The organism is Parazoarcus sp. PS-13 R2A, assembly GCF_057621855.1.
This window is the reverse complement of the sequence record NZ_JBYEXN010000011.1, coordinates 66,459-93,310: the sequence shown is the minus strand read 5'-3', so window position 1 is coordinate 93,310 and position 26,852 is coordinate 66,459. Positions and strand designations below refer to the sequence as shown.

The window sequence follows — 26,852 nt, the reverse complement described above, 5'->3', positions numbered from 1 at the left end:
ATGCGACCGTCTGGCGTACTGCTCTGGCTGCTTGCCGCGGCGCTGTTACTGGCAGGTGGCCATGCACGTGCAGGAGGGCAGATCGTCGTCATCATGCGCACGACCGATGACACGCATCGCGAGACCCTTGCAGCGATCAGGAGCGGCTTGCAGACCTCCCTGCCCGGCCTGCAGATCAATGCGATCGATATTTCAGCCACCTCAACGACCCGCTTCGCCGAGGCCAGCGTGGTCGTCAGTCTTGGCTCGAGCGCAGCGCATGTCGTGGCCGACAGCCAGCTAACCCAGCCGGTCGTTCACAGCCTGTTGTCGGAGAGTGCGTGGCAAGGGCTCCCGACTCACCCGGACCGCGCTGGACGTCCGCCCGCGGTCGTGCTGGATCAGCCCGCAGCACGTCAGGTGGCACTGCTAGAATTGGCCCTGCCGGACTGGCGGCGTGTCGCGCTGCTTGCCGGGCCAGAGACAGAGCCGGCTCAACGGCAGCTGACGACGGCGGCAAAAGCTGCGCACTTCGAGGTGAGAGAAGCCACCGTCAGTACCGAACGCGAGCTCTTCCCTGCGCTGCAAAGGGTGCTGCGAGAACCGGCAGTGCTGATCGTCACCCCAGACTCACGAATTTTCAACGGCTATACCGTGCAGAACGTGCTCCTGACCGCCTACCGCCATCGTTCTCCCGTCCTTGGCTTTTCCGCAGCCTACGTGCGCGCCGGCGCATTGCTGGGCCTGTATTCGACGCCGGCCCAGATTGGGCAGCAGACCGCCGACATGATCCTGCGTCTGCTGGACGGGCAATCGCTGCCTCCGAAGCAGGCGCCGAAGGCGTTCGAGGTCGCGGTCAACACCAACGTCGCCCGCTCCCTCGGCATCTCGCTCGACAGTGCCCAGTCGCTGACCGCTGCGCTCGCCCGGCAGGAGGCCGGAGGCAGATGAACAGGCGCTGGGGCATCCGCGCACGGGTAATGCTGGCAGCCGTGCTGCCGGTACTCGTACTGGCGGTGGTACTGACCGTGTATTCCACGCGCTCCCGTCTGTCCGACCTCGACGACGCCCTGAGCGCGCGGGGCCGGGCCGTCGCCCGTCAGTTGGCGGCTGCGAGCGAGTACGCGGTTTTCTCAGGCAACCGCGATGCGCTGCAGCAGATTACCGGTGCCGTGCTGTCCGAAGACGACATCGCCGGCATCAGTATCGTTAATAACGCGGGCGAGACTCTCGCCCGCAGCGGCATACTCGATGGTCAGCTTCCGCCCCTGCCGGCGAGCCCGGTGAGCACCCCCATGCGCCTGGTCAAGGGGCCGACCCTGCGTCTGATCGAGCCCATCCGTCCCAGCCGCCTTGAGCTCGACGACGGCTTTGCGGCCATTACCCCTGGCGTGGCCGCACAGTTGGGCGAAGAGCCCATGGGCAGCGTCGTGGTGGAGATCTCGCTGCGCCGCCTGCAGCGTCAGCGCGACGATCTGCTCTGGACCACAGGAGGCTCGGCGCTGCTGGTGATGATCGGCAGCATCCTGCTGGCGACACGACTCAGCCGGGGCGTCAGCGTGCCCATCCGCGAGGTGGCCGAGACCGTGGCGCGAATCGGGCAGGGGCAACTGCATGAACGCGTCCCCGTCCTCGGCGGCGGCAGCCTCGCCACGCTGGCCGAAGGCGTCAACGAGATGGCTGAACGCCTGGCCGGTGCGCACGACGAACTGGTGCGCAAGGTCGAAGAGGCCACATCCGAGATGCGCGCACGCAAGGACGAAGCGGAACGCGCCAATCTGGCCAAGTCACGCTTTCTGGCCGCAGCCAGTCACGACCTGCGTCAGCCGATGCACGCACTGGGCCTGTTCGTGTCGGAGCTTGCGCAGCACACGCATGCGCCCGAGAGCCGCCGTCTCGTGCAGCGCATTGCCGCGTCCGCGGAAGCCATGGACAACCTGCTCGACAGCCTGCTCGACATATCCAAGCTCGACGCCGGCGTGCTCCATCCCAATCCGCGACCGTTTGCGCTTCAGCCCGTCATCGAACGCATTGCCGCCGAGCAACGGCCGGCAGCCGAAGAGCGCGAACTGCGCCTGAAGGCACGCCCGACGAGTTACTGGACCTACACCGACCCGGTGCTGTTCGAGCGCATCATCACCAACCTCGTGAGCAATGCCATCCGTTACACGGCCAGCGGCAGCATTCTGATCGCCTGCCGCAAACGCGGCGACAAGGTGCGCGTCGAGGTACGCGACAGCGGGGTTGGTATCCCGAAAGAGTCTCAGGACATCATCTTTCAGGAGTTCATTCAACTCGACAATGCGGAGCGTGCGCGGGTCAAGGGACTCGGGCTGGGACTGGCAATCGTACGCCGCCTCGCAGCACTGCTGGGTCACGACCTCAAACTGAAGTCGGACCCTGGTCGCGGATCGGTGTTTGCAATCGAAATGCAGTCCGCAGCCCCGGAGCATGAACCTGAACTTTCCGCTCACGCCCGCGCGCCGGGGGATCTGAAGGGACTGCACGTCGCGCTCGTCGACGACGACCCCCTCGCACGCGCCGGCATGGAAAGCCTGCTGCGCTCCTGGGGGTGCCGGATGATGTCCGCCGAATCACCCGACGTCCTGCTCAAGATGATGACGCTCAGCACCTCTCCCCTCGACCTGATGATCAGCGATTTCCGCCTGCACGGCGAGCACCACGGCATCGACGTCATCCATGCTGCACGCGGCAAACTCGGACCAGGACTGCCCGCCATTCTCATCAGCGGCGACACTGGCACCGAAACCCTGCGGCTCGCGCAGCAGGCCGGCATCCCCCTGCTGCACAAGCCCGTGCGACCGGCTCGCCTGCGCGCGCTCATTCACCGGCTCATCGGCAACAACTAAGCTGCGTTAATACCGATGCTGCTGTGCGCCATGCGCTAACGCATACGCATCGGTTACCATGAAAAAGTGGCTCAACCGGGAGAACAGGAAATGTCAAACGATCAGGCAGCACAAGACCCGCTCGAATTCGTGCGCGGCATGTGGAGCAACATGGGTTTCAACCTGCCCGGCATGGTGACGCCGACGCTGGACGTTGATGAGCTCGACAAACGCATCGCCGACATGCGGGCGGTCGAGGGTTGGCTGAAGATGAACCTGAACATGCTGCAGATCTCGATCCAGGGTCTGGACATGCAGCGCGCAACACTCGCCGCAGTGAAGGCCATGAGCCAGCAGGCGCGCGAAAGCAGCGATCAGGCATCCAGCGGCGAGAACCCCTTTGCCTCCGCCGCCGCAATGTGGCCGTGGAGCATGATGTCCCAGGCCGCTGCGCCGGAAAGCACCGAAGCGGAGGACGACAAGCCGACCGAAAGCAAGCCTCGCCCACGGCGCAAGGCGGCTGAAAAGTAAGCTGCTTGCTGCAGGCCGTTTCAGGCTTCAGATGACGCCTGCGTCTCGCAGGCGGCGGATTTCCTCGATATCCAGCCCCAGACCCGACAGCAGCGCGTCGGTATCTGCGCCGGCGCCCGGTGCGGGCGACGGTGTGGGCGGCACATGGCCGGACAGCTTCACCGGCGGGCCGAACTGGCGCACGCCACCAACCTCCACCACCATTCCGCGCGCCTGCACCTGCGGGTCAGACATGCTCTCCTCAAGCCTCAGCACCGGGGTCACGCAGCAATCGATCCTGTCGAACAGCGCGGCCCAGTCGCGCTGGCTGCGACTGCGAAAGATCGCCGACAGCGCCTTGCGTGCAGCAGCGCCGGCCGCCCCGGTATCGAGATGGGCGGGCTTGAGATCTGGCCTGTCGAGTGCATCGCACAGCAAGTGCCAGAACTTTTCCTCCAGCGCACCGACCGCCATATGGCGGCCATCTGCGGTTTCATACACGCCGTAGCACGGCACACCCCCGGTGAGCAGATCCTCTCCACGCGGTCGGACTGCGCCCCGCGCCAACACCTCGACCAGCGGAAAGATCGCGTGCGCGAGCGCGGCATCGGTCATTGCCACATCGACGTGACGGCCACGCCCGCTGTTGCGCGCTTCGAGCAGCGCGACCAGCATGCCGACCACGGCCGCCATCGTCCCGCCCAGCAGATCGCCGATCTGCAGATTTGAGATCGCCGGCGCGCCCCCGGCCGTACCCGTCTGGTCGAGCACGCCGGCGTAGCCAATGTAGTTGATGTCGTGCCCCGCCCGCAGCGCATAGGGTCCGGTCTGCCCGTAACCGGTGATGCTGCAGAACACCAGACGCGGATTGATTGCGGCCAGTTGCGCATAGCCGAGTCCGAGCTTGTCCATGACCCCGGGCCGAAAGCCTTCGACCACGGCATCGGCCGTCTCCACCAGGCGCCGGAACAGGGCCCGGCCAGCCTCCTGTTTGAGGTCGAGACGCAAGCTCTGCTTGTTGCGATTGACCACCTGATAGAAATAGCTGCTGTCGCCGGCCATCGCCCCCATCGTGCGGGCGTAGTCGCCCGCACCGGTATCCTCGATCTTGATCACCTCGGCGCCGTAGTCAGCCAGATGCTGGGTTGCCAGCGGACCGGGCAGAAGCCGGGTGAGGTCGAGGATGCGCAGGCCTGAGAGCGGTTGAGTTTGCATGGCGGAACTCGGCTAAAGCGAAAACGTGAAGGGCCGGACCAAGCGCCCGGGCGTCAAAAAAATCGGCCCGGCATCGCCGGGCCGAAGCTGCCCACACACAACACTGGGTGCAGTACTAGTCGTACTTGCGGATATCGTCGATGAGCTTGCCATCGTTGGCCAGACTGCCGGGCGCGCAGAAGCTCACCTCGCCGCGCAGCTTGGTCAGTTCGCGAATGCTCGCAGCAATGCTCGCTGCAAGCGTATCACCGCTGACCGAGCTCTCACAGTGGAGGGTCATACGGTCGTTGAGCCCCGGGTTGTCGACCACCAGCCGCCCCCGGCCGATCTCGGGATGGCGCCGGACGACGTCAGCAATCTGCCCCGGATGGACGAACATGCCCTTCACCTTGGTGGTCTGATCCGCCCGCCCCATCCAGCCCCTGATGCGGACGTTGGTGCGGCCACAGGCGGACATGCCGGGCATGATGGCCGAAAGGTCGCCGGTGCCGAAACGGATCAGCGGATAGTCCGGATTCAGGGTCGTCACCACCACCTCGCCGACTTCGCCGTCAGGCACCGGATCGCCGGTGCCGGGTCGAACGATCTCGAGCACGATGTCCTCACCGACCACCATGCCCTCACCACCCGGCGTCTCGTACGCGATCAGGCCGATGTCGGCGGTGGCATAGGCCTGGCTGGCGCGAACGCCGCGCGCGGCAAAGGCCTCGCGAATGCTCGGCGGAAAGGCTTCACCCGAGACGAAGGCCTTGGTGAATGTGGGCTTGACCCCGACCTCATCGGCCTTGTCGAGCAGAATGCGCAGGAAAGACGGTGTCCCGACGTAGGCATTGGGCTGCAGGTCGGCCATTGCAGCAAGCTGCAGTTCCGTCTGCCCGACGCCGGCGGGAAACACGGTGCAGCCAAGCGCATGGGCCGCCGTCTCCATCATCGATCCCGCCGGGGTGAAGTGGTAGGCGAAGGTGTTGTGCACCAGGTCGCCTTCGCGAAAGCCTGCCGCATACAGTGCGCGTGCCAGCCGGTAATAGTCGGGGCGTGCGCCCTCCGGTTCGTACAGCGGCCCGGGAGACGAAAACACGCGCTTGCAGGCCGAACCCCAGCGCACCGCGGAAAAACCGCCGAAGGGCCTGGCGCGCTTCTGCTGCTCGAGCAGTTCGGACTTGCGGATCACCGGCAGCCGGGCGAGCGCCTCGCGGCTCGTCACCGTTGCCGGGTCGATCCCCTTGAGGCTCGCCGCGAAAGCGGGAGCACCGGATTGTGCGTGAGCGATCTGCGCAGGCAGCCGCGCGAACAGGTCGCGCTCGCGCTCTGCCGGATCGCGAATCTCTCTGTCATCGTAATGGCTCATGCGTGGATCCTGAATATGAGTAAACCCGGCGGCCTGACAAGGCGCGGCCGCAAGCGGGCGAAGGCGTATGGTCGGGTCTGGATGGGTTCAGCTGAGCCAGCGCTTGCGGCGGCGGTAGTGTTTGACGTCACGGAAACTCTTGCGCCCCTCGCCTGCGAGGCCGAGATAGAACTCTTTCACGTCCTCGTTGGTGGCGAGCTCGCTGGCAGCGCCTTCCATCACGATGCGGCCGTTCTCCATGATGTAGCCGAAGTCGGCATACCGCAGTGCGACCATGGTGTTCTGCTCGGCGAGCAGAAAGCTGACCTGCTCCTTGCTGTTGAGGTCCTTCACGATCTCGAAGATCTCTTCGACGATCTGCGGCGCCAGGCCCATCGACGGCTCGTCGAGCAGGATCATTTCCGGCTTGGCCATCAGTGCGCGACCGATGGCACACATCTGCTGCTCTCCGCCCGAGGTGTAGCCGGCCTGCGACGAACGCCGGGTCTTGAGCCGGGGGAAGTAGTGATAGACCTTCTCCAGGCTGTCCTTGAGTTCGGCGCGCGAGATGCTGCGGGTGTAGGCACCGGTCAGCAGGTTCTCCTCGATGGTCAGGTGGCCGAAACAGTGACGGCCTTCCATCACCTGGATCACGCCACGCTTGACCAGATCGTTCGGCGTCATCTGGTCGACGCGCTGGCCCTTGAACTCGATGCTGCCCTTGGTGACATCGCCGCGCTCTGCACCGAGCAGGTTCGAGATCGACTTCAGCGTGGTCGACTTGCCCGCGCCGTTGGCACCGAGCAGGGCCACGATGCTGCCCTTCTCGACCTGCAGGGACACGCCCTTGAGCACGAGAATGACGTGATCGTAGATCACCTCGACGTTGTTGATGCTGAGGTAGGGCGCCGCGCTGGCGGCGTTTGCGGTGGCTGCATTAGTCATGGTTTTTGCCTTGTGTCTCCGTCCCACCTCCCCGGACTTGCCGGCAGAGGGTCTGCAGGATGCTCGTACGGACCATACAAGCGCCCTGCAGACCCCCGCTTGCGCGGGGAGCCTGCACCGCCAGGCGGCTGCCGGGCGGCTTCGTCTGCGTTCCAGGCCGTCTGGCGGCCTGGAAGCGTGCGCGACTTACATCTCCTTGGAGCAGTCGCGCGGGGTGATGCCCTTTTCCTTGGCATAGGCCGCAGCCGACTCTTCGATCATGCCGCGCACCAGAGGCTTGTCGGCTTCGACCCAGTCGGTCACGACGTTCCACTTGGCGCCGTCCCACTGCTGGAACTTGACCTTGCCTGCACCCTCGTGATCCTTGCAGCTGATCTTGAGGTCCGGCATGAAGCCGGCTGCACCCAGTGCGGTAAGGCGCTTGGTATCGAGGTTGAGGTTCTCGAAGCCCCAGCGCATCTGCTCGCCGGTCATCGGCTTGCCCTTGCCGAATTTCTCCTGGGCAGTGCGGATGGCCTCGACGGTGATGATGCCGTGCACCACACCACGGTTGTAGAGCACACTGCCGACGCGCTCCTTGTCTTCCATGTTGCCGGCGTTCTTGGCGTAGACGTTGGTCTGAATGTCCTTGATCACCGGATAGTTGGCGCCTGCCACGTTGAAACCGGCAGCCACGAAGCCCTTGGCAGCATCGCCCGCCGGGATCGCGTCTTCTTCCGAGCCCGCCCACCACACGCCAATGACCTTGTCGCGCGAATAGCCGGTCTTGGCAGCGGTGCGCAGTGCGGTCGCGTTCATCACGCCCCAGCCCCACAGGATCACGTAGTCGGGCTTCTGCTGGCGAATCTGCAGCCACTGGGCCTGCTGCTCGTTACCCGGGTGGGCAACGGCCACCTTCTGCACTTCGAAGCCATGCTTCTCCGCGAGCTTGTCCATGATGGCGTGCGACTCCTTGCCGTAGGCCGAGTCGTGATACAGCAGGCCGATCTTCTTGCCCTTGAGCTTGTCCATGCCACCGGCCTTGGTGCCGATGTAGTTCACGATGGCCGAAGCCTGCGACCAGTAGGTCGTGACCATCGGGAACACCCACGGGAACACGCTGCCGTCGGCAGCGTCCGTGCGGCCGTAGCCGATGGTGACCATCGGAATCTTGTCCTGCTCGACTTTCTCCAGCACCGAATAGGTGATGCCGGTCGACAGCGGCTGGAACACCGAGTTACCGGTCGGCCCCTTGTTCTTCAGGCGCTCGTAGCACTCGACGCCACGGGCATTGTTGTATTCGGTTTCGCATTCTTCCCAGGTCAGCTTGACGCCGTTTACGCCGCCGTCACGGGCGTTGACCATGGCCATGTAATCGATCCAGCCGCCATACAGCGAGGCGCCGTTGGAACCATAGGGGCCGACGCGATAGCTCGGCAGACCGATGAACTGTTCCTGCGCGGCGGCATAGCCGCTCACGAGCAGACCTGCGATGGCGGCGCCGATGAGTGCGGATTGCTTCAGTTTCATGAGTGTCTCCTCTCTTATGTGTGTGGTGCTGCTTGGTACTGCCTTGAAACCGGCCGACGCGGCAGCGTCGGCCTGATGCTCGAAAATGCTCAGTGCGGGAATGGCCACAGGCGCAACTTGTCCTTGGCCAGGGTCCACAAACGCGCCAGGCCGTGCGGCTCGACGATCAGGAAGAAGATGATCAGTCCGCCGAAGACGATCAGCTCGAGGTTCGAGCCGAGGCCGGCAGGCAGGTTTCCCGCAAAGATCGTGTGCATGAAGACGTTCAGGAAAATCGGCAGCAGCACGATGAACGCGGCGCCCAGGAAAGAACCCAGAATCGAGCCCACGCCTCCGATGATGATCATGAACAGGATCTTGAACGACAGGTCGAGGTTAAAGCCTTCGGGCTCCACCGTCCCCAGATAGGTGTAGGCGTAGAGAGCGCCGGCCACACCGCAGTAGAACGACGACACGGCAAAGGCACTGAGCTTGGCGCGCATCGGACGGATGCCGATCACTTCGGCAGCCACGTCCATGTCGCGCACCGCCATCCAGCGCCGGCCCGTCGCAGACCTCACCAGATTCTTGGCCAGCAGCGCCAGCACGACGACGATGGAAAGCGTCAGCAGATACTTCAGGATCGGTGTATTGAAGGCGACGCCGAGGATATTCACTTCCTGTGCGGAGATCACGCCCGAGGACGAGTAGTTGGAGAACCACGAGAACTTCACCAGTGCCCAGACGATGAAGAACTGCGCAGCAAGCGTCGCCACTGCCAGGTAGAAGCCCTTGATGCGCAGACTGGGCAGGCCGAACGCAACGCCGACCAGTGCCGCACACAGACCACCGAGGATCAGCGCCACGATGAAGGGCATGCCATCGATGCGCAGCATGAAGTTGTACGCACCGAACGCCCCTACCGCCATGAACGCAGCCGAGCCCAGCGACAGCTGCCCGGCATAGCCGGTGAGGATGTTGAGACCGATCGCGGCGAGCGAGAAGATCAGCACCGGGATCAGGATGGCCTGCAACCAGTACTCGCTGGCGAACATCGGCACTGCAAGAAAGAAGATGGCGAGGATCACCGCCATGCCGATCCTGTCCTGACGGATCGGCAGGATCTGCTGATCCTCCTTGTAACTGGCCTTGAACTGGCCGGCTTCACGATAAAGCATGTGTTGTCTCCGAAAACCTTGTCGTTATGACAGCCTGCCTGGGCGCTCGCGGGCGCCGGCAGGCTTTCGCGGTCAGACCCTGTCGATGTGCTTCTCGCCGAACAGACCTTCCGGGCGCACCAGCAGGAAGAACAGCGCGAGCATGTAAGGGAACCAGCCCTCGATACCGCCGCCGACGAAGGGGCCGATATAGACTTCGGCCAGTTTCTCCGACGCGCCGATGATCAGACCGCCGACGATCGCCCCCGGCACCGACGTGAAGCCGCCCAGGATCAGCACCGGCAAGGCCTTGAGCGCGGTGAAGGTCAGTGCGAACTGAACCCCGCTGCGAGCGCCCCAGATCAGGCCGGCGACCAGGGCGACGAAGCCCGCCACACCCCAGACGATCGCCCAGATGTGCTGCAGCGGAATGCCGATCGACAATGCCGCCTGGTGATCATCGGCCACGGCACGCAGGGCGCGTCCGACCTTGGTGTATTGGAAGAACAGCGCCAGCGCCGCCACCAGGATGCCCGCCAGTGCCGCCGCGAACACGTCGAACTTGGACACGATCATGTCCGCGCTGTCGAGAATCCATTCAATCGGCTCATCGGTGATGCCGAGGTCCAGGGCACGGACGTTGGCGCCCCAGATCGCCTGGGCGATGCCCTCGACGAGAAAGGTGAGGCCGATGGTGGCCATGAACAGGGTGATGTGCGGCTGGTTGACCAGCGGCCGCAGCACCACTTTCTCGGTCAGGATGCCGAGCACGATCATCGAGGCCAGCGCAAGAATGAAGGCGAGCCAGAACACCACCGCGCTGCCCTCTTCCAGTCCGGTCCAGCCCGGCAGCAACTCCTGAAAGCCGACAAAGGTGAGTGCGGCAAAGAACACCATCGCCCCCTGGGCGAAGTTGAACACGCCCGAGGCCTTGTAGATCAGCACGAAGCCGAGGGCGACGAGGGCGTAGAGCACCCCCGAGAGCAGTCCGCCGATCAGCACTTCGAAAAAGAAACCCATTGTTGTCTCCTTGTCCTTCTTGTTCTGGCGGGCTCAGTGCGAGGTGCCGAGGTAGGCCGCGATCACATCCGCGTTGTTCTTGACTTCGTCCGGAGGCCCATCGCCGATCTTCTTGCCGTAATCGAGCACCACGACGCGGTCGGAGATATCCATCACCACGCCCATGTCGTGCTCGATCAGCACGATGGTGGTACCGAACTGGTCATTCACATCGAGAATGAAGCGGCACATGTCCTGCTTTTCCTCGACGTTCATGCCGGCCATCGGCTCATCGAGCAGCAGCAGCGTGGGCTCGGCTGCCAGTGCGCGGCCCAGCTCGACCCGCTTCTGCAGGCCATAGGGGAGGCGCCCAACCGGCGTCTTGCGGATGCTCTGGATTTCGAGGAAGTCGATGACTTCCTCGACCTTCCTGCGGTGCTCGATCTCTTCGCGCTGGGCCCGGCCCCAGAACAGCGCATGTTCGAGCAGGTTGCACTTCATCTTCAGATTGCGCCCGGTCATGATGTTGTCGAGCACACTCATGCCCTTGAACAGCGCGATGTTCTGGAAGGTGCGGGCAATGCCCTGTGCCGCAGCGGTGTGCGGGTCCATCTTCTGCCGCGGCTCGCCGCGGAACAGGATGTTGCCCTTCTGCGGATGGTAGACGCCGTTCATCACGTTCAGCATCGAGCTCTTGCCAGCCCCGTTGGGGCCGATGATCGAGCGGATTTCGTGCTCGCGCACATCGAAACTGATATCGGTCAGCGCGTTCACCCCGCCGAAGCTCAGCGAGATGTGCTGCAGATCGAGAATCACCTCTCCGATCCGGCGACCGTCCCCGGTCGCAGCGTCCTGCGCCATGTCATTCATCATCATCCCTGTCTCCTCAAGCGGCCTGCTTCGCGGCCTGCGGCGTGAAAGTCTTCACGTCCTCGATGCGCAGGTCGGCACTGACCTTGCCGGTGCGGCCGTCTTCGTACTTCACCTGGGTCTCGATGTACTGCGACTTCTTGCCGGCATAGAGGCCATCGATCAGCACCTGATAGCGCTCGGCCACGAAATTGCGACGTACCTTGCGCGTGCGCGTCAGCTCGCCATCGTCGGCATCGAGTTCCTTGTGCAGGATGAGGAAGCGCTTGATCTGCGAGCCGCTCATCTTGGGGTCGGCCGCGAGGTCGGCATTCACCGCCTCAATGCCCTCCCTGATCAGCTCGTACACCGCGTCCTGTGCGGCCAGGTCGGTATAGCCCGAATAGCCCATGCCTTTTCTTTCGGCCCAGTTGCCCACCGCTTCGAGGTCGATGTTGATGAAGGCAGTGACGAAATCGCGACCGTTGCCGAAGGTGACGGCTTCCTTGATGTGCTGGAAGAACTTGAGCTTGTTCTCGACATAGTTCGGCGCAAACATCGAACCATCGTTGAGCTTGCCCACATCCTTGGCGCGATCGATGATCTTCAGGTGGCCGTCTTCATCGAAGAAGCCCGCATCGCCGGTCATGAAGTAGCCGTCGGCGTTGATCGACTCGGCCGTGGCATCCGGACGCTTGTAGTAGGTCTTGAGCAGCATCGGCCCCTTGACCAGAATCTCGCCGTTGTCGGCGAGCTTGACCTCGACGAAGGGTGCCGGCTTGCCGACGGAGTCGAGCTTGATCTCGCCATCGGGCTGCAGGCAGACATAGGCGCAGGTCTCGGTCTGGCCGTAGAGCTGCTTCAGGTTCACACCGATCGAGCGATAGAAGCGGAAAAGGTCGGGCCCGATGGCTGCGCCTGCGGTATAGGCCACGCGGATGCGGCTGAAGCCGAGTACGTTCTTCAACGGACCGTACACCAGCAGATTGCCGAGCCAGTACTGAAAGCGGTCGCCTGCGGAGACCTGCTTGCCGTCGAGGATGTCGGCACCGCAGCGACGGGAAACGTCCATGAAGTGATGGAAGATCTTGCGCTTGAAAGCGCCCGCATCCTCCATCCGGATCATGACCTGGGTGAGCAGGTTCTCGAACACGCGCGGCGGCGCAAAGTAGTAAGTCGGCCCGATCTCGCGCAAGTCGGTCATCACCGTTTCGCCCGACTCCGGGCAGTTGATGGTGAAGCCGGCCAGCATGGCCTGGGCAAACGAGAACAGATGGTCGCCCACCCACGCCATCGGCAGGTAGGACAGGATGTCTTCCTGATCCGTCAGCTTGTCGAACTGCACACCGCCACGGGCGGCCGCGATGAAGGCGCCGTGCGTCTGGCACACGCCCTTGGGCTTGCCGGTGGTCCCTGAAGTGTAGAGCATGATGGAGATGTCGTCCGACGCCCCCTTGGCCACTTCACCGTCGAGGAAGTCGCTCTGGTTGCGGTCATGGATGCGACCCATTTCCTGCAACTCGTCCAGGCCCATCAGCAGGGTCTGGGTGTAGTGGCGCATGCCGCGCGCATCGTCGTAGATCACGCGCTCGAGCAGCGGCACCTCGGGCTGGATCTCGAGCATCTTGTCGACCTGCTCCTGATCCTCGACCACCGCAAAGCGGATCTCGGCATCCTGAAGCACATAGGCCATTTCCTGTGCCACCGCATCCTGGTAAAGCATCACGGGAATGCCGCCGAGGCACTGGCAGGCTGCGACCGACCAGTACAGGCGGGGGCGGTTGTCGCCGATGATGGCAAGACGGTCGCCACGCTTGAAGCCGAGTTCGGCGAGACCGCAGGCAATGGCCCTCACACTCTCGGCCACCTGCGCCCAGGTATAGGTTTGCCAGATGCCGTACGCCTTTTCCCGCATCGCCGGCCGGTTCGGCCTCAGCTTTGCGTGCTGCATCAGCAGCCGTGGAAACGTGTCGAGCCCCGTCTGCCCGTGAGTATCGGACATGCCCATCCTCCTTCGGTTGATCCTGCCTGTCTCCGCACCCGGAATTCGCAGCGTTTTCCGCTTGTCCGGATGTGGCGCACTGTTGGCGCCTTGGTCTTTTGTCAGGTCATAGTGTCGCAGGGCATGTTTGCGCAACTGTTTGCGCAATGTACTGAATTGTTGCAACTGGCCGAAATCTGCATTCGCAGCCGGTCATGGCAAAGAAAAACGGCGCCGAAGCGCCGTTTCACTGTTACCCCTTCGTGCGAAGGCGCATCGCGGCTTACATGCTGCGACGGTACTGGCCGCCCACCTTGTACAGGGCTTCGGTGATCTGCCCCAGCGAGCAGTAGCGCACGGCATCAACCAGCACCGCGAACACGTTGCCGTTCTCGATCACGGTCTGCTGCAGCTTGGCCTGCCACTTCGGCGCCTCGGCCTTGTTGCGGGCATGGAAGTCCTGCAGGCGCTTGAGTTGCCCCTGCTTCTCGTCCTCGGTCGAGCGCGCAAGTTCGATTTCCTGCTGCGCCTGGCCCTTGGGGTTGAGGAAGGTATTCACGCCGATGATCGGGTAGGAGCCGTCGTGCTTCTTGTGCTCGTAGTACAGCGACTCTTCCTGGATCTTGCCGCGCTGATAGCCGGTTTCCATCGCGCCCAGCACACCGCCACGCGACGCGATGGCCTCGAACTCCTTGAGCACCGCCTCTTCGACGAGATCGGTGAGTTCGTCGATGATGAAGGCGCCCTGGTTGGGGTTTTCGTTCTTGGCCAGGCCCCACTCGCGGTTGATGATGAGCTGGATCGCCATCGCACGACGTACCGAATCGTCGGTCGGCGTGGTGATCGCCTCATCGTAGGCGTTGGTGTGCAGGCTGTTGCAGTTGTCGTAGATCGCGATCAGTGCCTGCAGCGTGGTGCGGATGTCGTTGAAGTCCATCTCCTGCGCATGCAGCGAACGGCCCGAGGTCTGCACGTGGTACTTCAGCTTCTGGCTGCGCTCGTTGGCACCGTACTTGTTCTTCATCGCCACCGCCCAGATGCGGCGGGCAACGCGGCCAATCACCGAGTATTCCGGATCCATGCCGTTGCTGAAGAAGAAGGACAGGTTGGGCGCGAAGTCGTCGATCTGCATGCCACGCGCCAGATAGCTCTCGACGTAGGTAAAGCCGTTCGACAGCGTGAAGGCGAGCTGGCTGATCGGGTTCGCACCGGCCTCGGCAATGTGATAGCCGGAGATCGACACCGAATAGAAGTTCTGCACCTGGTGATGAACGAAGTACTCCTGGATGTCGCCCATCATCTTGAGTGCGAACTCGGTGGAGAAGATGCAGGTGTTCTGGCCCTGGTCTTCCTTCAGGATGTCGGCCTGCACCGTGCCGCGCACCGACGACAGCGTCCATGCACGGATCTTGGCGTACTCGTCTTCGGTCGGTTCGCGGCCGTTATCAACCTTGAACTTGGCAATCTGCTGATCGAGCGCGGTATTGAAGAAGAAGGCCAGAATGATCGGCGCCGGACCGTTGATCGTCATCGACACCGAGGTGGTCGGCGCGCACAGGTCGAAGCCGTCGTACAACACCTTCATGTCGTCGAGCGTGGCAATGGACACGCCGGAGTTGCCGATCTTGCCGTAGATGTCGGGGCGCAGGTCGGGGTCGCAGCCGTACAGGGTGACCGAGTCGAAGGCGGTCGACAGACGGTGCGCCGGCATGCCTTCGGACACGCGCTTGAAGCGGCGGTTGGTACGGAAGGCATCGCCTTCGCCGGCAAACATCCGCGTCGGATCCTCGCCCTCGCGCTTGAACGCAAACACGCCAGCGGTGAAGGGGAAGGAGCCGGGAACGTTTTCCTTCATCAGGAATTTCAGCGTCTCGCCTTCGTCGTCGAAGTTCGGCAGGGCGACCTTGCGGATCTTGCTGCCCGACAGCGATTGCGACGTGAGCTGGGTGCGGATCTCCTTGTCGCGGATCTTCACCACGTATTCGTCGGCCGCATACAGCGCCTTGGTGGTCGGCCACTGTTCGAGCAGCTTCTTCGCCACTGGCGTGAGCTCGCCGTCCTTCCAGTTGATCAGCTCGTCAAAGTGCTCGCCCGGCTTGCCGCATTCCGCAAACAGAGACTTGGCGATCTTCAGCGACTGGCGCTCGCGGGCCACGCGGGCCTGCTGCTCGACATGCTTGTGGTAGCCGCGCACGGTATCGGCGATCTCGGCCAGATAACGGATGCGCTCGGCCGGCACGATTGCACGCCCCTGGCTGGAGGCGCGGATGGTGACCACCGGCAGCTTGCCTGGCTTGGCCTTGAGGCCGGCCTTGATCAGCTCGGGCAGCATCGCCTGATACAGCGCGGTCACGCCGTCATCGTTGAAGCGCGCCGCCATGGTGCCGAATACCGGCATCTCTTCGGTCGGGCTGGTGAACAGTTCGCGGTTGCGCTGATACTGCTTGCGCACATCACGCAGCGCGTCTTCCGAACCCTTGCGGTCGAACTTGTTGATGGCGACGAAATCGGCGAAGTCGAGCATGTCGATCTTCTCGAGCTGACTGGCGGCGCCGAACTCGGGCGTCATCACGTACAGCGACTTGTCGACAAAGGGCACGATCGCAGCATTGCCCTGGCCGATACCCGAGGTTTCGACGACAACGAGATCGAAGCCGGCGAGCTTGCACGCGGCGATCACTTCGGGCAGCGCCGCGGACACTTCAGAGCCGGTGTCGCGGGTAGCGAGCGAGCGCATGAAGATGTTCTCGTGCTCGATCGCGTTCATGCGGATGCGGTCGCCCAGCAGCGCGCCGCCGGTGCGTTTGCGCGAGGGGTCGATGGAGACGATGGCGAGCTTGAGCCTGTCGTCCTGGTCGAGACGGAAGCGACGCACGAGTTCGTCGGTGAGCGAGGACTTGCCCGCACCGCCGGTGCCGGTAATGCCAAGCGTGGGCACTTTGGTCTTGGCCGCCGCGTCGACGATCGCCTTGCGAACGTCGTCGCCGTAGCCGCCGTTCTCGAGCGCGGTGATGATCTGGGCCAGCGCACGGCGGTCGCCCTTGGCCAGCGCCTTGAGCACCTCGTCCGCCTTCTTCGGCGCAGCGTTCGTCAGATCGACATCCGAGCGCTCGACCACGCTGTTGATCATGCCCTGCAGACCGAACTTGGCGCCGTCCTCGGGCGAGAACACATGGGTCACGCCGTAGTCGTGCAGCTCCTTGATCTCGGACGGAACGATCACCCCGCCACCGCCGCCGAAGACCTTGATGTTCTCGCCACCGTTGGCCTTGAGCAGGTCGATCATGTACTTGAAGAATTCGACGTGACCGCCCTGGTAGCTGGTGATGGCGATGCCCTGCACATCCTCCTGCAGCGCCGCATTGACGATCTCGCCGACCGAGCGGTTATGACCCATGTGGATCACTTCGGCACCCGTGGATTGCAGAATGCGCCGCATGATGTTGATCGAGGCGTCATGGCCGTCGAACAAGGCCGCCGCGGTCACGAAACGCACCTTGTTTTTCGGCTTGTAGGGCTGCAGCTTCTGGGCCACGCTCAGATCGGTCATGTTTGTCTCCCCCGCTTATAGAGTCTGATGATGGCATCTTAGAAGCCAGCCGGCCGGAATGCCATTGCCGCAACCGACGTCCATCGTGCAAAATCCGCCAATCATCCGAATGCACTCCGAACCCACGGCGAGGCCATGAACGAAGCCCCCCCACACCCTGCCCACGCGTCCCCGCGCCGCAGTCGGGCCAGAGCATCCGTCGCAATGGGCTTTGTGACCGGCATGCTTTCCGGGCTGCGTCAGCGCGGCCGCGACGAGACCCCGTTGTTGAGTGCGGCAGGAATCGATCTTGCAGATGCCGCCAGTCGCATCCCGGTCGAGCGCTACGCGCGGCTGTACAACCTGATCGTGACCGAACTCGACGACGAAGGCTTCGGCCTGTTCTCGCGCGCAATGGCGCCAGGCAGTTTCGAGTTCCTGTGCCGCGGCATGATGGGGGCGGCCGACCTCGCCGAAGCGCTGGCGCGCGCGCGACGCTTTCTCCATATCGTCCTGCCCGACCTGGACATCCGCATCGAGCGCGACGGACAGCGCGCCGAACTGCGCATCATCGAAGTCACGCCGGTCTCGAACGAACGCGATGCCCCGGCGCGGGTGTTCGCGCTTGAATGGCTGCTGCGCCTGCTGCACGGCGTGGCGTGCTGGTTCGTCGGCCGCGGCATCGCGCTCGACGAAGTGAGTTTCCCCTACGCTCGTCCGGCACACGCAGACGACTACGCCCTGGTCTATACCGAGCACTCCAGCTTCGATGCGACGGCGCTCTGCGCCCGATTTCAGGCCAACCTGCTCGATCTGCCGATCCGCCGTGACGAGGCCGCGCTGGAAAGCTTCCTCGAAGGTGCGCCGGGCAAGATCAGCATGCTCTACCGCCGTGACCGCGAGATGGTGTTCCGGGTTCGCGACCTGGTGCGCGATGCCTTGCCGGACAACCTCTCGCTCGAAGCGGTCTCCGCGCGCCTGCACGTGTCGCCCCGCACCCTCGCCCGCCGACTCGAGGAGGAAGGCTCGAGCTTTCGCGCGATCAAGGATGCGACCCGGCGCGACATCGCCTTCGCCCGCCTGACCAAGACGCGACAGCCGATTGCCCGGCTAGCCGCTGACCTTGGCTATGCCGACCCGTCGGCCTTTTACCGCGCTTTCGTCGCCTGGTCCGGCATCTCACCCGAACAGTTTCGCAACCGCCTCGCTGCGGGCGCAGCGGGCAAAGCGGCCCGCGACCACACGGTGCGCGGCAGCGCAAACTGAGCACAAATTCTCGTTTTCGGACCGGATTGGTTAACGTCGACGTCAACTTCGGGCACACTATTGTGCTCAAAAGGAGGCAGTTCCTGATTCCGGTCACGTGCCGGGAGTGCTCGCCCTCCGCACAATAAGTACGCACTCGAACGAGGAGACAGGCCGCACATGGTGCAAGCCGGCAACACCTCACTGACGCCGGAACAGCGCCGGCGCTACGACCTGCTGCTGGCCGGGCTGGATCTGCTCGACCAGGCAATCGCCGTGTTCGACGCCACCCCCAAGCTGGTGACCTGGAACAAGGCCATGCTGCGCCTGCTCGATTTCCCCGAGTCCATGGTGCGGGTCGGCACACCCTTCGAGGACTTCGTCCGCTTCAACGCAGAGCGCGGCGAGTACGGCCCCGGCGACATCGAGACCCTGGTGCTCGAGCGCGTTGCCTCCGCCCGCGCCTTCCAGCCCCACTACATCGAGCGCGCGCGCCCCAACGGCAAGGTGCTGGCGGTACGCGGCGTGCCCATCCCCAACCTCGGCTTTGTCACGCTGTGGACCGACATTACCGAGCAGCGCCGATACGAGTCGGTCATCCAGCAGCAGAACACCCAGCTCGAAGCGCGGGTGCAGGCGCGCACCGCCGAGCTTGAACGCGCAAACCACGAGGTGGATCAGATCGCGGGCGCACTGCGCCAGAGCGAAGAGCGCCTGCGCCTCATCCTCGACGCCATCCCCGCGCTCATCGCCCATGTCGATGCAGGGCAGCGCTACCGCTTCGCCAACCGCAGCTACGCCGAATGGTTCGGTCTGAGCAAGGAGAGCATCGTCGGGCGCAGCGTCGAGGAGGTGTTCGGCCCCGACGCCTACGCAGCGGTCAGCCCCTACCTCGACGAAGCCGCTTGCGGCGAGCGCGTCAGCTACGAATATTCGCGCACCACCGCGGACGGACGCACGGTGCATGCACGCAGTGTCGTGGTGCCCGATGTCTCGGTGGAAGGCGGCTTCCAGGGCTACTTCGTGCTGTCCATCGACATCACCGAACAGAAGGCCAACCAGGCGGCGCTGATCCAGGCCCAGAAGATGGAAGCAGTCGGCCAGCTCACCGGTGGCCTGGCCCACGACTTCAACAACCTGCTCACCATCATCATCGGCAACCTGTCGGCGCTGCAGACCCAGCTCGGCCCGGCGCAATCGGCCGATCATGTCGACCCGGCGATGCAGGCAGCGCGCCGCGGCGCCGAACTGATCCGGCGCCTGCTCACCTATTCCCGCCGGCAACCGCTCGAACCCACCAGTGTCGAGGTTGGCGCGCTGGTGCATAACATGACGCACCTGCTGGTGCGCTCGCTCACGGAAGCCATCAAGGTCCGCCTGCGTCTGCCCGGCGAGCCCCTGTTCGCACTCGTCGATCCGCATCAGCTCGAAAACGCGCTGCTCAACCTCGCCCTCAACGCGCGCGACGCGATGCCCGAAGGCGGCGAACTGACCATCACCGTGTCCGAACGCGACCTCGATAGCTACGTCTCGCGCCTGGTGGAGGTGCCGCCCGGCAAGTACGTGCAGATCGACGTCACCGACACCGGCAGCGGCATCGAGCCGGAACTGCTGCAGCGCGTGTTCGAGCCTTTCTTCACCACCAAGCCCTTCGGCAGCGGCAGCGGTCTCGGCCTGTCGATGGTCTACGGTTTTGTCCGCCAGTCCGGCGGCAACATCCGGGTGGTGAGCACTCAGGGCAAGGGCACCAATGTGCGCTTCGTGCTGCCGCGCTCGGCACCGCCCGACACCAGCGTGGTACAGGTGGAGCGCACCGTGGTGTCACCGCGGCTGAGTCAGGGGCCGGTGCTGCTGGTCGAAGACGAGCCCGACGTGCGCAAGATCATCCGTCTTCAGCTGACCGCGCTCGGGCATGTCGTGATCGAAGCCGAGAACGGCATGGAAGCCCTGCCGCTGCTGGAGAACGTCGAGGACATCGCGCTGCTGATCAGCGACACGGTGATGCCCGGCGGCCTGGGCGGGCGCGAACTCGCGGCGCGGGCGCTGGCCTTGCGCCCCAACCTGCCCATTCTGCTGATCACCGGCTACGCCAGCGCTGAAGACGAAGACGAATCGCTCGGTGCCGGCATTCCGGTGCTGCGCAAACCTTTCGACCAGACGGCGCTTGCCGCCGCACTGAACGAACTTGATCCGCCCGAGGAGACCCGCTGAGATGAGCAGCCCCCACCCCGAGTCTGGAACGCCCCGCATCTTCGTCCTTGAAGACGAGGCCGAGATTGCCCGCCTGATCTGTGCCAGCCTCGCCGAATATGGCTTCCGCTGCGAACACCTGTCCACTGGTCGCCAGCTTCTGGCGCGGGCGCGCCAGGCGACGCCCGATCTGTGCATCGTTGATCTCGGCCTGCCCGACATGGACGGCATGCAGGTGGTGCGCGAACTTCAGGAAGGCAGCCCGTGTGCGGTGCTGATCCTGACCGGACGCAACGATGTAACCGACCGCGTGCTTGGCCTCGAACTGGGCGCCGACGACTATATCGTCAAGCCCTTCGAACCCCGCGAACTGGTGGCCCGCGTGCGCTCCATCCTGCGCCGTTACCAGCGTGCCGCGCCGGTCGAACCGGTAGAGCGCAGCCTGGCGCGTTTCGGCACCTGGGTGTTCGACAGCGGGCAGCACACCCTGACCGCTGCCGATGGCCGTGAAGTCGGTCTCTCTGCTGCCGAAGCCGGCCTGCTGACCACCCTGCTGCAGCGTCCGAACAAGATCCTCTCGCGCGAACAGTTGCTCGGCGAGCGCGACGTCGATCCCTTCGATCGCAGCATCGATGTGCGCATCTCGCGCCTGCGCCGCAAACTCGACGACGACCCGCACAACCCGAAGCTGATCAAGACCGTGTATGGCGCGGGCTATCTGTTCTCGACCCAGGTCAGCTGGGAGTAGGAATGCGTGCCCGCACGCCGGGTACGGCCATGCCGCGCCATGAGCGATTCCGCTCTATAATTATGAATTCTTAATCCATACCCTGACAGGAGGCTCAGCCATGTCCCAGCGCCCGTTCAAGACCCTCGGCATCCAGCAGATCGCCATTGGCGGCCCGAGCAAGGAAAAGCTCAAGACGCTGTGGGTCGACATGCTCGGCCTCGAGGTCACCGGCAACTTCGTGTCCGAGCGTGAGAACGTCGACGAGGACATCTGCGCGATGGGCGCCGGCGCGTTCAAGGTCGAAGTCGATCTGATGCAGCCGCTCGACCCGGAAAAGAAGCCTGCGGTACACACCACGCCGCTGAATCATGTCGGCGTGTGGATCGACGATCTGCCCAAGGCCGTGGAGTGGCTCAGCGCACAGGGCGTGCGCTTTGCACCCGGCGGCATCCGTCGCGGTGCAGCGGGTTTCGACATCACCTTCCTGCATCCGAAGGGCAATGAGGAATTCCCCATCGGCGGCGAAGGCGTGCTGATCGAACTGGTGCAGGCACCGCCCGAAGTCGTTGACGCCTTCGCCCGCCTGGCAGCGGCCTGATCCTGTTTCCCGCCCCCTGATGTCTCAGCGCGTGGCGACACTGAAGGTGTCGCACGCGCGCAAGGTGCCTGCGTTCAGCCCGGTGCGAAACCACTGCGCACGTTGCGCGGCAGTGCCATGGGTGAAGCTGTCGGGCACGGCGTAGCCGCGCGCCTGTTTCTGCAGGTGATCGTCACCGGTTGCGGCCGCCGCGGCCAGCGCCTCTTCCACATCCCCGGCCTCGAGCACCTGGCGGCTGCGGTCGGCGTGATGCGCCCACACCCCGGCCAGGCAGTCGGCCTGCAGTTCGAGCTTCACTGACAGCCGGTTGGCTTCGCGCTCCGAGAGACGCTGCCGCGCCTCCTGCACCTTTGCCGACACCCCGAGCTGGTTCTGCACATGATGGCCGACCTCGTGCGCGATGACGTAAGCCTGGGCAAAGTCTCCGGGCGCGCGGAAGCGATCACGCAATTCGTTGAAGAAATTCAGATCGAGGTAGATCTTGCTGTCAGCCGGGCAATAAAAGGGCCCCATTGCGGCCTGCCCGAGCCCGCACGCGCTCTGGGTGGCACCACTGAACAGCACCAGCCGGGGCTCCTGATAGCGTCGCCCACCGGCGCTGAACACTGCGCGCCAGGTGTCCTCGGTATCGGCCAGCACCATCGACACGAAACGCGCCGCATCGTCCGCCCCAGGTCCGCTCGAGACGCGCGGGCGACTCGTTTCCTGCGCCGGCGGATTCATCACGCCAGCCCCGTTGAGCACCACACTGGGATCGATGCCAAAGTACATCGCGACCAGCGCGAGCACGATGGTACCGAGCCCGATCCGGCCGCGACCGCCGAGACCGCGCCGCGGCGCCTGCTGCCCGCGCCGGTCTTCGATATTGCTGCTTTCCCTGCCATTGTCGAAACGCATCGTGGCTCTCCGCCTGCCTGTGTGCGTATCATCCCGCGATCGGGCGCGGCGTCAACAGAAAACGGGCCCGACAATGCGGACCCGTTCTATTGATGCCTCCCTGTGCTGATGCGATCAGGCTTCGGCACCCACCTTGTCGTCGCGGATGGCGTTGTATTCGTCTTCCCAGAACCACTTCTCCTCGCCAAATGCGGGCTTGAGGTGATGCAGCCAGGTCGCCTGATCGTCGTACTTTGCGAAGAAGGGACGCTGCACCCAGTCCGGATTCCGCCCCTGGATGAAGCGCAGCACGAACACCTTCTCGCCGTTGATTTCGGACACACCCTGCACTTCGACCTTGCCCGGGCTGGCGCTCATGCTCGGACCACGCGCGGTACGGGCCAGGCCGGAGACCTGCTGGATGGCTTCGCGATAGATCTCCCACGCCCGCGCCAGCGGCACCTCGAAGTAGTTGCGCGCACCGGTATCGCGCTCGACGAAGAAATAGTAGGGAATGATGCCGAGGCTGACCTGCGTCTTCCACATCCGCGCCCACACTGCGGGATCGTCGTTGATGTGCTTGATCAAGGGGCCTTGCGCACGGATGACCGCACCGGTCGAGCGGATACGCCGGATTGCCGCACGTGCGGCCGGCGTTTCCATTTCGCGCCAGTGGTTGTAATGCGCCATCAGGGCCACATGCTTGCCGGCCTTGACCATGCGTTCGAGCAGATCGATGAGTTCGTCTGCATCCGAAGCACCAAGGAAACGGTGAGGCCAGAAGCTGAGCGCCTTGGTGCCGATACGGACGGTCTGGATGTGGTCGAACTCCGGCGCAAGCAGGGGCTCCAGATAGCCTTGCAGATGCTTGGTCTTCATCACCATCGGATCGCCACCGGTAAACAGCAGGTCGGTCACCTCGTGATGCTCGCGCAGGTAGCCGTGCAGCATCCGCGCTTCTGACGCCGCGATGCGCAGCGTCTTGTCACCGACAAACTGCGCCCAGCGGAAACAGAAGGTGCAGTAACTGTGGCAGGTCTGGCCCTGGCTGGGGAAGAACAGCACGGTCTCGCGATACTTGTGCTGGATGCCTTCGATGCGGTTGCCCTCGGCATCGCGCGGCATGTTCATCTCCATCTGGTCCGCAGGATGGGGATTGAGCTCCAGCCGCACCTCATGCGCAGCAGCCTCGATCACGGCCTTGTCGGCACCGTCGCGATAGAGCTGGGCGATACGCTCGAAGTGCGCGTCGGTCAGCATGCCGCGCTGCGGGAAGGTCAGCTGGTAGATCGGATCGTTGGGCACACGGTCCCAGTCGATCAGTTCGTCGACAACGTACTGGTTCACCCGGAAGGGCAGCACGGTGGACACCACCTTCATCTCGAAGCGGGCTTCTTCCGGCATGCGGGTGAGCGGCTCGATGCGATCGAGGTCGCGCTGCGTGAACACACGGAAGGGTCGATCTTCAACCTCATCAACACGAGCGATGGGCCAGGAACGAGCCAAGGTCGGCGTTTGTTGTCTCATTATCGATCTCCTCTTTGCGTCGGACACCACCCCCTGAGGCGACAGGGTCGTCAGGTTTTCTGTAACCGGAAACGGGTGGGGACCGGGGGCTGCGTGGCCAGTGGGCGAATGCCTCAATGCCGGTCCGGGTGAAGCCGACGAGTGAAGATGCCGTCGGCGCTGAGTCGAACCATTATATGCAGCCGGTTAGTTTTGCGCAAATATATCCAGTGAGAACACACTGATAAGATGCGTCAGCCGAAGTCGAGTTCCCCGGCCTCGAGCGGGTGCCCGAAGAGATAGCCCTGACATGCAGAGCACCCGAGCCGGGTCAGGAAAGCCAGTTGCTCGGCAGTCTCAACGCCCTCGGCGATCACGCTGAGCTGCAGCTGTCGCGCCATCGCCACCACCGTCGACACGATCATTCGATCGTTCTCGTCGTCGACGATATCGGCCACGAAACTGCGGTCGATCTTGAGCGCATCGACCGGAAAACGCTTGAGATAGGCCAGCGACGAATAGCCTGTGCCGAAGTCGTCGATGGAGAACTTCACCCCGATCGCCTTCAGCTCTTCCAGTACCCGGACGGCCTGGTCGGGCTTGTGCATGACCGCGCTCTCGGTCAGCTCCAGGGTCAGCATGCTCGCCGGAAAGCCACTTCGATCCAGCACGCGACGCACGGTATCGACCAGCGCGCCGTCCGCAAACTGGCGCGACGAGATATTGACCGCGATCGGCATGACCCGCCCCCCGTCGAGCCAGGCCCGCCCCTGCCTGCACGCCTCCTCCAGCACCCAGATGCCGAGCGGCACGATCAGCCCGGTCTCTTCGGCCACCGGGATGAAGCGCAGGGGCGAAACCAGTCCGTCAGCCGGATGGCGCCAGCGCACCAGCGCCTCGACCCCTGTCGTGTAGCCGGACGCCACTGCAACCACAGGCTGGTAGTGCAGCACGAGCTCATTGCGCTCCAGCGCCCTGCGCAAGGCGGTTTCCAGCGCCAGGCGCTCCTGCGCGGCAATCGTGAGCGCCTCGGTGTAGAAGCGATAGACGTTCCGTCCGGCCGCCTTGGCCTCGTACAGGGCCGCATCCGCATTGCGGATCAGCTGCTGACAGTCATCGTTGTCGTCCGGGTAGATGCTGATGCCGATACTCGCACCAACGAACACCTCTTCCCCGCTGCGCAGCTGGAACGGCTGGTTCATCAGCTCGATCATCTCGAGCGCAAAGCTGGCGACGTCGTCGACCCGGTCGATGCGGTCGAGCAGGATCACGAACTCGTCTCCACCGAGCCGGGCGAGCGTATCTTCCGCCCGCATCCGCCCGTGCAGCCGGCGTGCGATCTCGACCAGCAACTCGTCACCCACAGGATGGCCAAGACTGTCGTTGACGTTCTTGAAGCGGTCGATGTCCATGAACAGCGCGGCCATGATCTTGCCGCTGCGCCGGACCCGTTCCGCGCCGTGCTCGAGGCGGAGGTTGAGCAGCACCCGGTTCGGAAGGTCGGTCAGCGCATCGTAGTGCGCCAGATGCTGGAGCTGAGCCTCGGCGTGCTTCATGTGGCTGATATCGGAGAACACGCCGACGAAATGGGTGATGAAACCTTCCTCGTCACGCACCACCGACAGGGTCAGCAGTTCGGGGAAGATCTCGCCATTCTTCCGCCGGTTCCAGATCTCGCCCTGCCAGTGGCCGGTGACGCTCACTTCGCGCCACATCTCGCGGTAGAAGCGCGCACTCTGCCGCCCCGAGCTCAACATGGTCGGCCGCTGGCCGATGGCCTCCTCTTCGGTAAAGCCGGTGATCACGGTAAACGCCCGGTTGACCGCCACGATGCGCTGGTCGACATCGGTGATGAGCACCGCTTCCGCGGTGTTCTCGAACACGGCCGCAGCCTGCTTCAGTTTTCCTTCGGCATGCTTCTGTTCGGTGATGTCCTGAGCGGTGCCAAGGCCCGCGACCAGGCGCCCCTCATCATCGTATTGCAGCTGGGCACGCTCATGCACCCATCTCACGCAGCCATCGACAATGACCCGGTGCTGCACGTCGAGCCCGGCCCCCGCCCGTGCCGCCCGCCACGCGGCGTCGACCCGGAGGCGGTCCTCGGGATGCACCGCGTTGAGGAAACTCTCGTAGCTCACCGGCGTGCCCGCCGGCAGCCCGAAAATGCGATAGGTCTCGGCCGACCAGATCAGCTGTCGTTCGACGAGACTGATCTGCCAGCTTCCTGTTCGCGCCACAGCCTGGGCCTGTTCCAGCGATGCCTGGCTTGCACGCAGGGCCGCTTCGGCCTGCTTGAGCGAAGTGATGTCACGGCTGACCCCCATCAGGCCGGAGAAGCCCTGGGCACCAAAGAACGGCGTTTTCAGGGTGTCGAGGAAGACCTCGCGACCATCGGGATAGACGATCCGTTCTTCCTGGCGAAGGGCCACGCCCGACTCTCTTACGCGCCGGTCCAGCTCCTGGTAGGAAGCTGCAAGCTCTGCGGCGAAGAGGTCGCCATCGGAGCGTCCGATGATCTCCGCTTCCGCCTTGTTGACGTAGGCTTCGAACGCACGATTGCAGCCGAGATAGCGCCCCTCTTCATCCTTGAAAAAAACCAGATCGGGAAGCGCATCGATGAACACGCGCAGCAAGCCCTCGTCCCGGTCGAGGAGCGAGCACGCTGCCGAAATTTCGTTCAGGGATGCGGGCTTCATCGAACATCCACGCCTTCTGGCTATATCACCGTCATTTTGACCCATCGCCGACGTTTTGCGAAATTCATTTTCCGAGCCCGCATTGAATCGACCCGGTTAACGAAAAAGGGCCCGCTTGCGCGGGCCCACCCTCCGACGGGCACCCCGCCGGACAAGCCGGCGAAGTCTCCCTCCCCATCGAAC

19 protein-coding genes are annotated in these 26,852 nt (G+C 63.9%); 7 read left to right on the top strand and 12 right to left on the bottom strand.

The genetic code is table 11. The annotated features are described in order from the left end of the window. The 3 genes from AC22G6_RS11985 to AC22G6_RS11975 all read left to right on the top strand — a co-directional run bounded on the left by AC22G6_RS11985 (position 1) and on the right by AC22G6_RS11975 (position 3,359). Positions 1-930 (top strand): ABC transporter substrate-binding protein, encoded by a 930-nt coding sequence (locus tag AC22G6_RS11985; protein ID WP_487366961.1) that lies wholly within the window; start codon positions 1-3, stop codon positions 928-930. Further along, positions 927-2,849, top strand: a complete 1,923-nt coding sequence (locus AC22G6_RS11980; RefSeq protein ID WP_487366960.1) for a hybrid sensor histidine kinase/response regulator — start codon at positions 927-929, stop codon at positions 2,847-2,849. The genes AC22G6_RS11985 and AC22G6_RS11980 overlap by 4 nt, the downstream gene beginning before the upstream one ends. A gap of 90 nt (positions 2,850-2,939) precedes the next feature. Next, positions 2,940-3,359 carry a PhaM family polyhydroxyalkanoate granule multifunctional regulatory protein gene (locus tag AC22G6_RS11975; protein ID WP_487366959.1) on the top strand — a complete coding sequence of 140 codons (420 nt, stop codon included), beginning with the start codon at positions 2,940-2,942 and terminating at the stop codon, positions 3,357-3,359. 27 nt (positions 3,360-3,386) lie between these two features. On the opposite strand, the gene AC22G6_RS11970 is transcribed toward AC22G6_RS11975, so the two are convergent. The 9 genes from AC22G6_RS11970 to icmF all read right to left on the bottom strand — a co-directional run bounded on the left by AC22G6_RS11970 (position 3,387) and on the right by icmF (position 16,849). Then, positions 3,387-4,553: a CaiB/BaiF CoA transferase family protein gene (locus AC22G6_RS11970; RefSeq protein ID WP_487366958.1), complete on the bottom strand. Its 1,167-nt coding sequence runs from the start codon at positions 4,551-4,553 to the stop codon at positions 3,387-3,389. Positions 4,554-4,668: 115 nt separating this feature from the next. Further along, positions 4,669-5,901 (bottom strand): phenylacetate--CoA ligase family protein, encoded by a 1,233-nt coding sequence (locus tag AC22G6_RS11965; protein ID WP_487366957.1) that lies wholly within the window; start codon positions 5,899-5,901, stop codon positions 4,669-4,671. A gap of 87 nt (positions 5,902-5,988) precedes the next feature. Continuing rightward, positions 5,989-6,825, bottom strand: coding sequence for an ABC transporter ATP-binding protein (locus tag AC22G6_RS11960; RefSeq protein WP_108951388.1), 837 nt, complete (start codon positions 6,823-6,825; stop codon positions 5,989-5,991). Between the two features lie 186 nt (positions 6,826-7,011). Further along, a complete protein-coding gene (locus AC22G6_RS11955; RefSeq protein ID WP_487366956.1) occupies positions 7,012-8,334 on the bottom strand; it encodes an ABC transporter substrate-binding protein in 1,323 nt (440 codons plus the stop codon). A gap of 89 nt (positions 8,335-8,423) precedes the next feature. Next, positions 8,424-9,491 carry a branched-chain amino acid ABC transporter permease gene (locus tag AC22G6_RS11950; RefSeq protein ID WP_108949681.1) on the bottom strand — a complete coding sequence of 356 codons (1,068 nt, stop codon included), beginning with the start codon at positions 9,489-9,491 and terminating at the stop codon, positions 8,424-8,426. Positions 9,492-9,563: 72 nt separating this feature from the next. Then, on the bottom strand, positions 9,564-10,490 hold the full coding sequence (locus tag AC22G6_RS11945) for a branched-chain amino acid ABC transporter permease (protein ID WP_108949682.1): 927 nt from the start codon (positions 10,488-10,490) through the stop codon (positions 9,564-9,566). Positions 10,491-10,523: 33 nt separating this feature from the next. Continuing rightward, a complete protein-coding gene (locus AC22G6_RS11940) occupies positions 10,524-11,345 on the bottom strand; it encodes an ABC transporter ATP-binding protein (protein ID WP_487366955.1) in 822 nt (273 codons plus the stop codon). A 10-nt stretch (positions 11,346-11,355) separates the two neighbouring features. Beyond that, positions 11,356-13,320: an AMP-dependent synthetase/ligase gene (locus tag AC22G6_RS11935; RefSeq protein ID WP_487366954.1), complete on the bottom strand. Its 1,965-nt coding sequence runs from the start codon at positions 13,318-13,320 to the stop codon at positions 11,356-11,358. Positions 13,321-13,582: 262 nt separating this feature from the next. Next, complete coding sequence (gene icmF / locus AC22G6_RS11930; protein ID WP_487366953.1) at positions 13,583-16,849, bottom strand: fused isobutyryl-CoA mutase/GTPase IcmF; 3,267 nt, start codon at positions 16,847-16,849, stop codon at positions 13,583-13,585. A gap of 135 nt (positions 16,850-16,984) precedes the next feature. Between icmF and AC22G6_RS11925 the strand changes: the two genes are divergently transcribed. The 4 genes from AC22G6_RS11925 to AC22G6_RS11910 all read left to right on the top strand — a co-directional run bounded on the left by AC22G6_RS11925 (position 16,985) and on the right by AC22G6_RS11910 (position 21,591). Then, complete coding sequence (locus tag AC22G6_RS11925; protein WP_487366952.1) at positions 16,985-18,094, top strand: AraC family transcriptional regulator; 1,110 nt, start codon at positions 16,985-16,987, stop codon at positions 18,092-18,094. Between the two features lie 159 nt (positions 18,095-18,253). Next, positions 18,254-20,284: a PAS-domain containing protein gene (locus tag AC22G6_RS11920; protein ID WP_487366951.1), complete on the top strand. Its 2,031-nt coding sequence runs from the start codon at positions 18,254-18,256 to the stop codon at positions 20,282-20,284. 1 nt (position 20,285) lies between these two features. Then, a complete protein-coding gene (locus AC22G6_RS11915) occupies positions 20,286-21,011 on the top strand; it encodes a response regulator transcription factor (RefSeq protein ID WP_487366950.1) in 726 nt (241 codons plus the stop codon). 100 nt (positions 21,012-21,111) lie between these two features. Further along, a complete protein-coding gene (locus AC22G6_RS11910) occupies positions 21,112-21,591 on the top strand; it encodes a VOC family protein (RefSeq protein ID WP_108949689.1) in 480 nt (159 codons plus the stop codon). Between the two features lie 24 nt (positions 21,592-21,615). Here the strand turns inward: AC22G6_RS11910 and ypfJ are convergent, their stop codons facing one another. From ypfJ to AC22G6_RS11895, 3 genes are all read right to left on the bottom strand, one after another. Beyond that, positions 21,616-22,488 carry a KPN_02809 family neutral zinc metallopeptidase gene (ypfJ, locus tag AC22G6_RS11905; protein ID WP_487366949.1) on the bottom strand — a complete coding sequence of 291 codons (873 nt, stop codon included), beginning with the start codon at positions 22,486-22,488 and terminating at the stop codon, positions 21,616-21,618. Between the two features lie 114 nt (positions 22,489-22,602). Beyond that, positions 22,603-23,994, bottom strand: coding sequence for a KamA family radical SAM protein (locus AC22G6_RS11900; RefSeq protein WP_487366948.1), 1,392 nt, complete (start codon positions 23,992-23,994; stop codon positions 22,603-22,605). Between the two features lie 233 nt (positions 23,995-24,227). Beyond that, the gene (locus AC22G6_RS11895; protein ID WP_487366947.1) at positions 24,228-26,669 is read right to left on the bottom strand and encodes a sensor domain-containing protein; all 2,442 of its coding nucleotides are present in this window, start codon (positions 26,667-26,669) and stop codon (positions 24,228-24,230) included. Between the last annotated feature and the right edge of the window lie 183 nt (positions 26,670-26,852).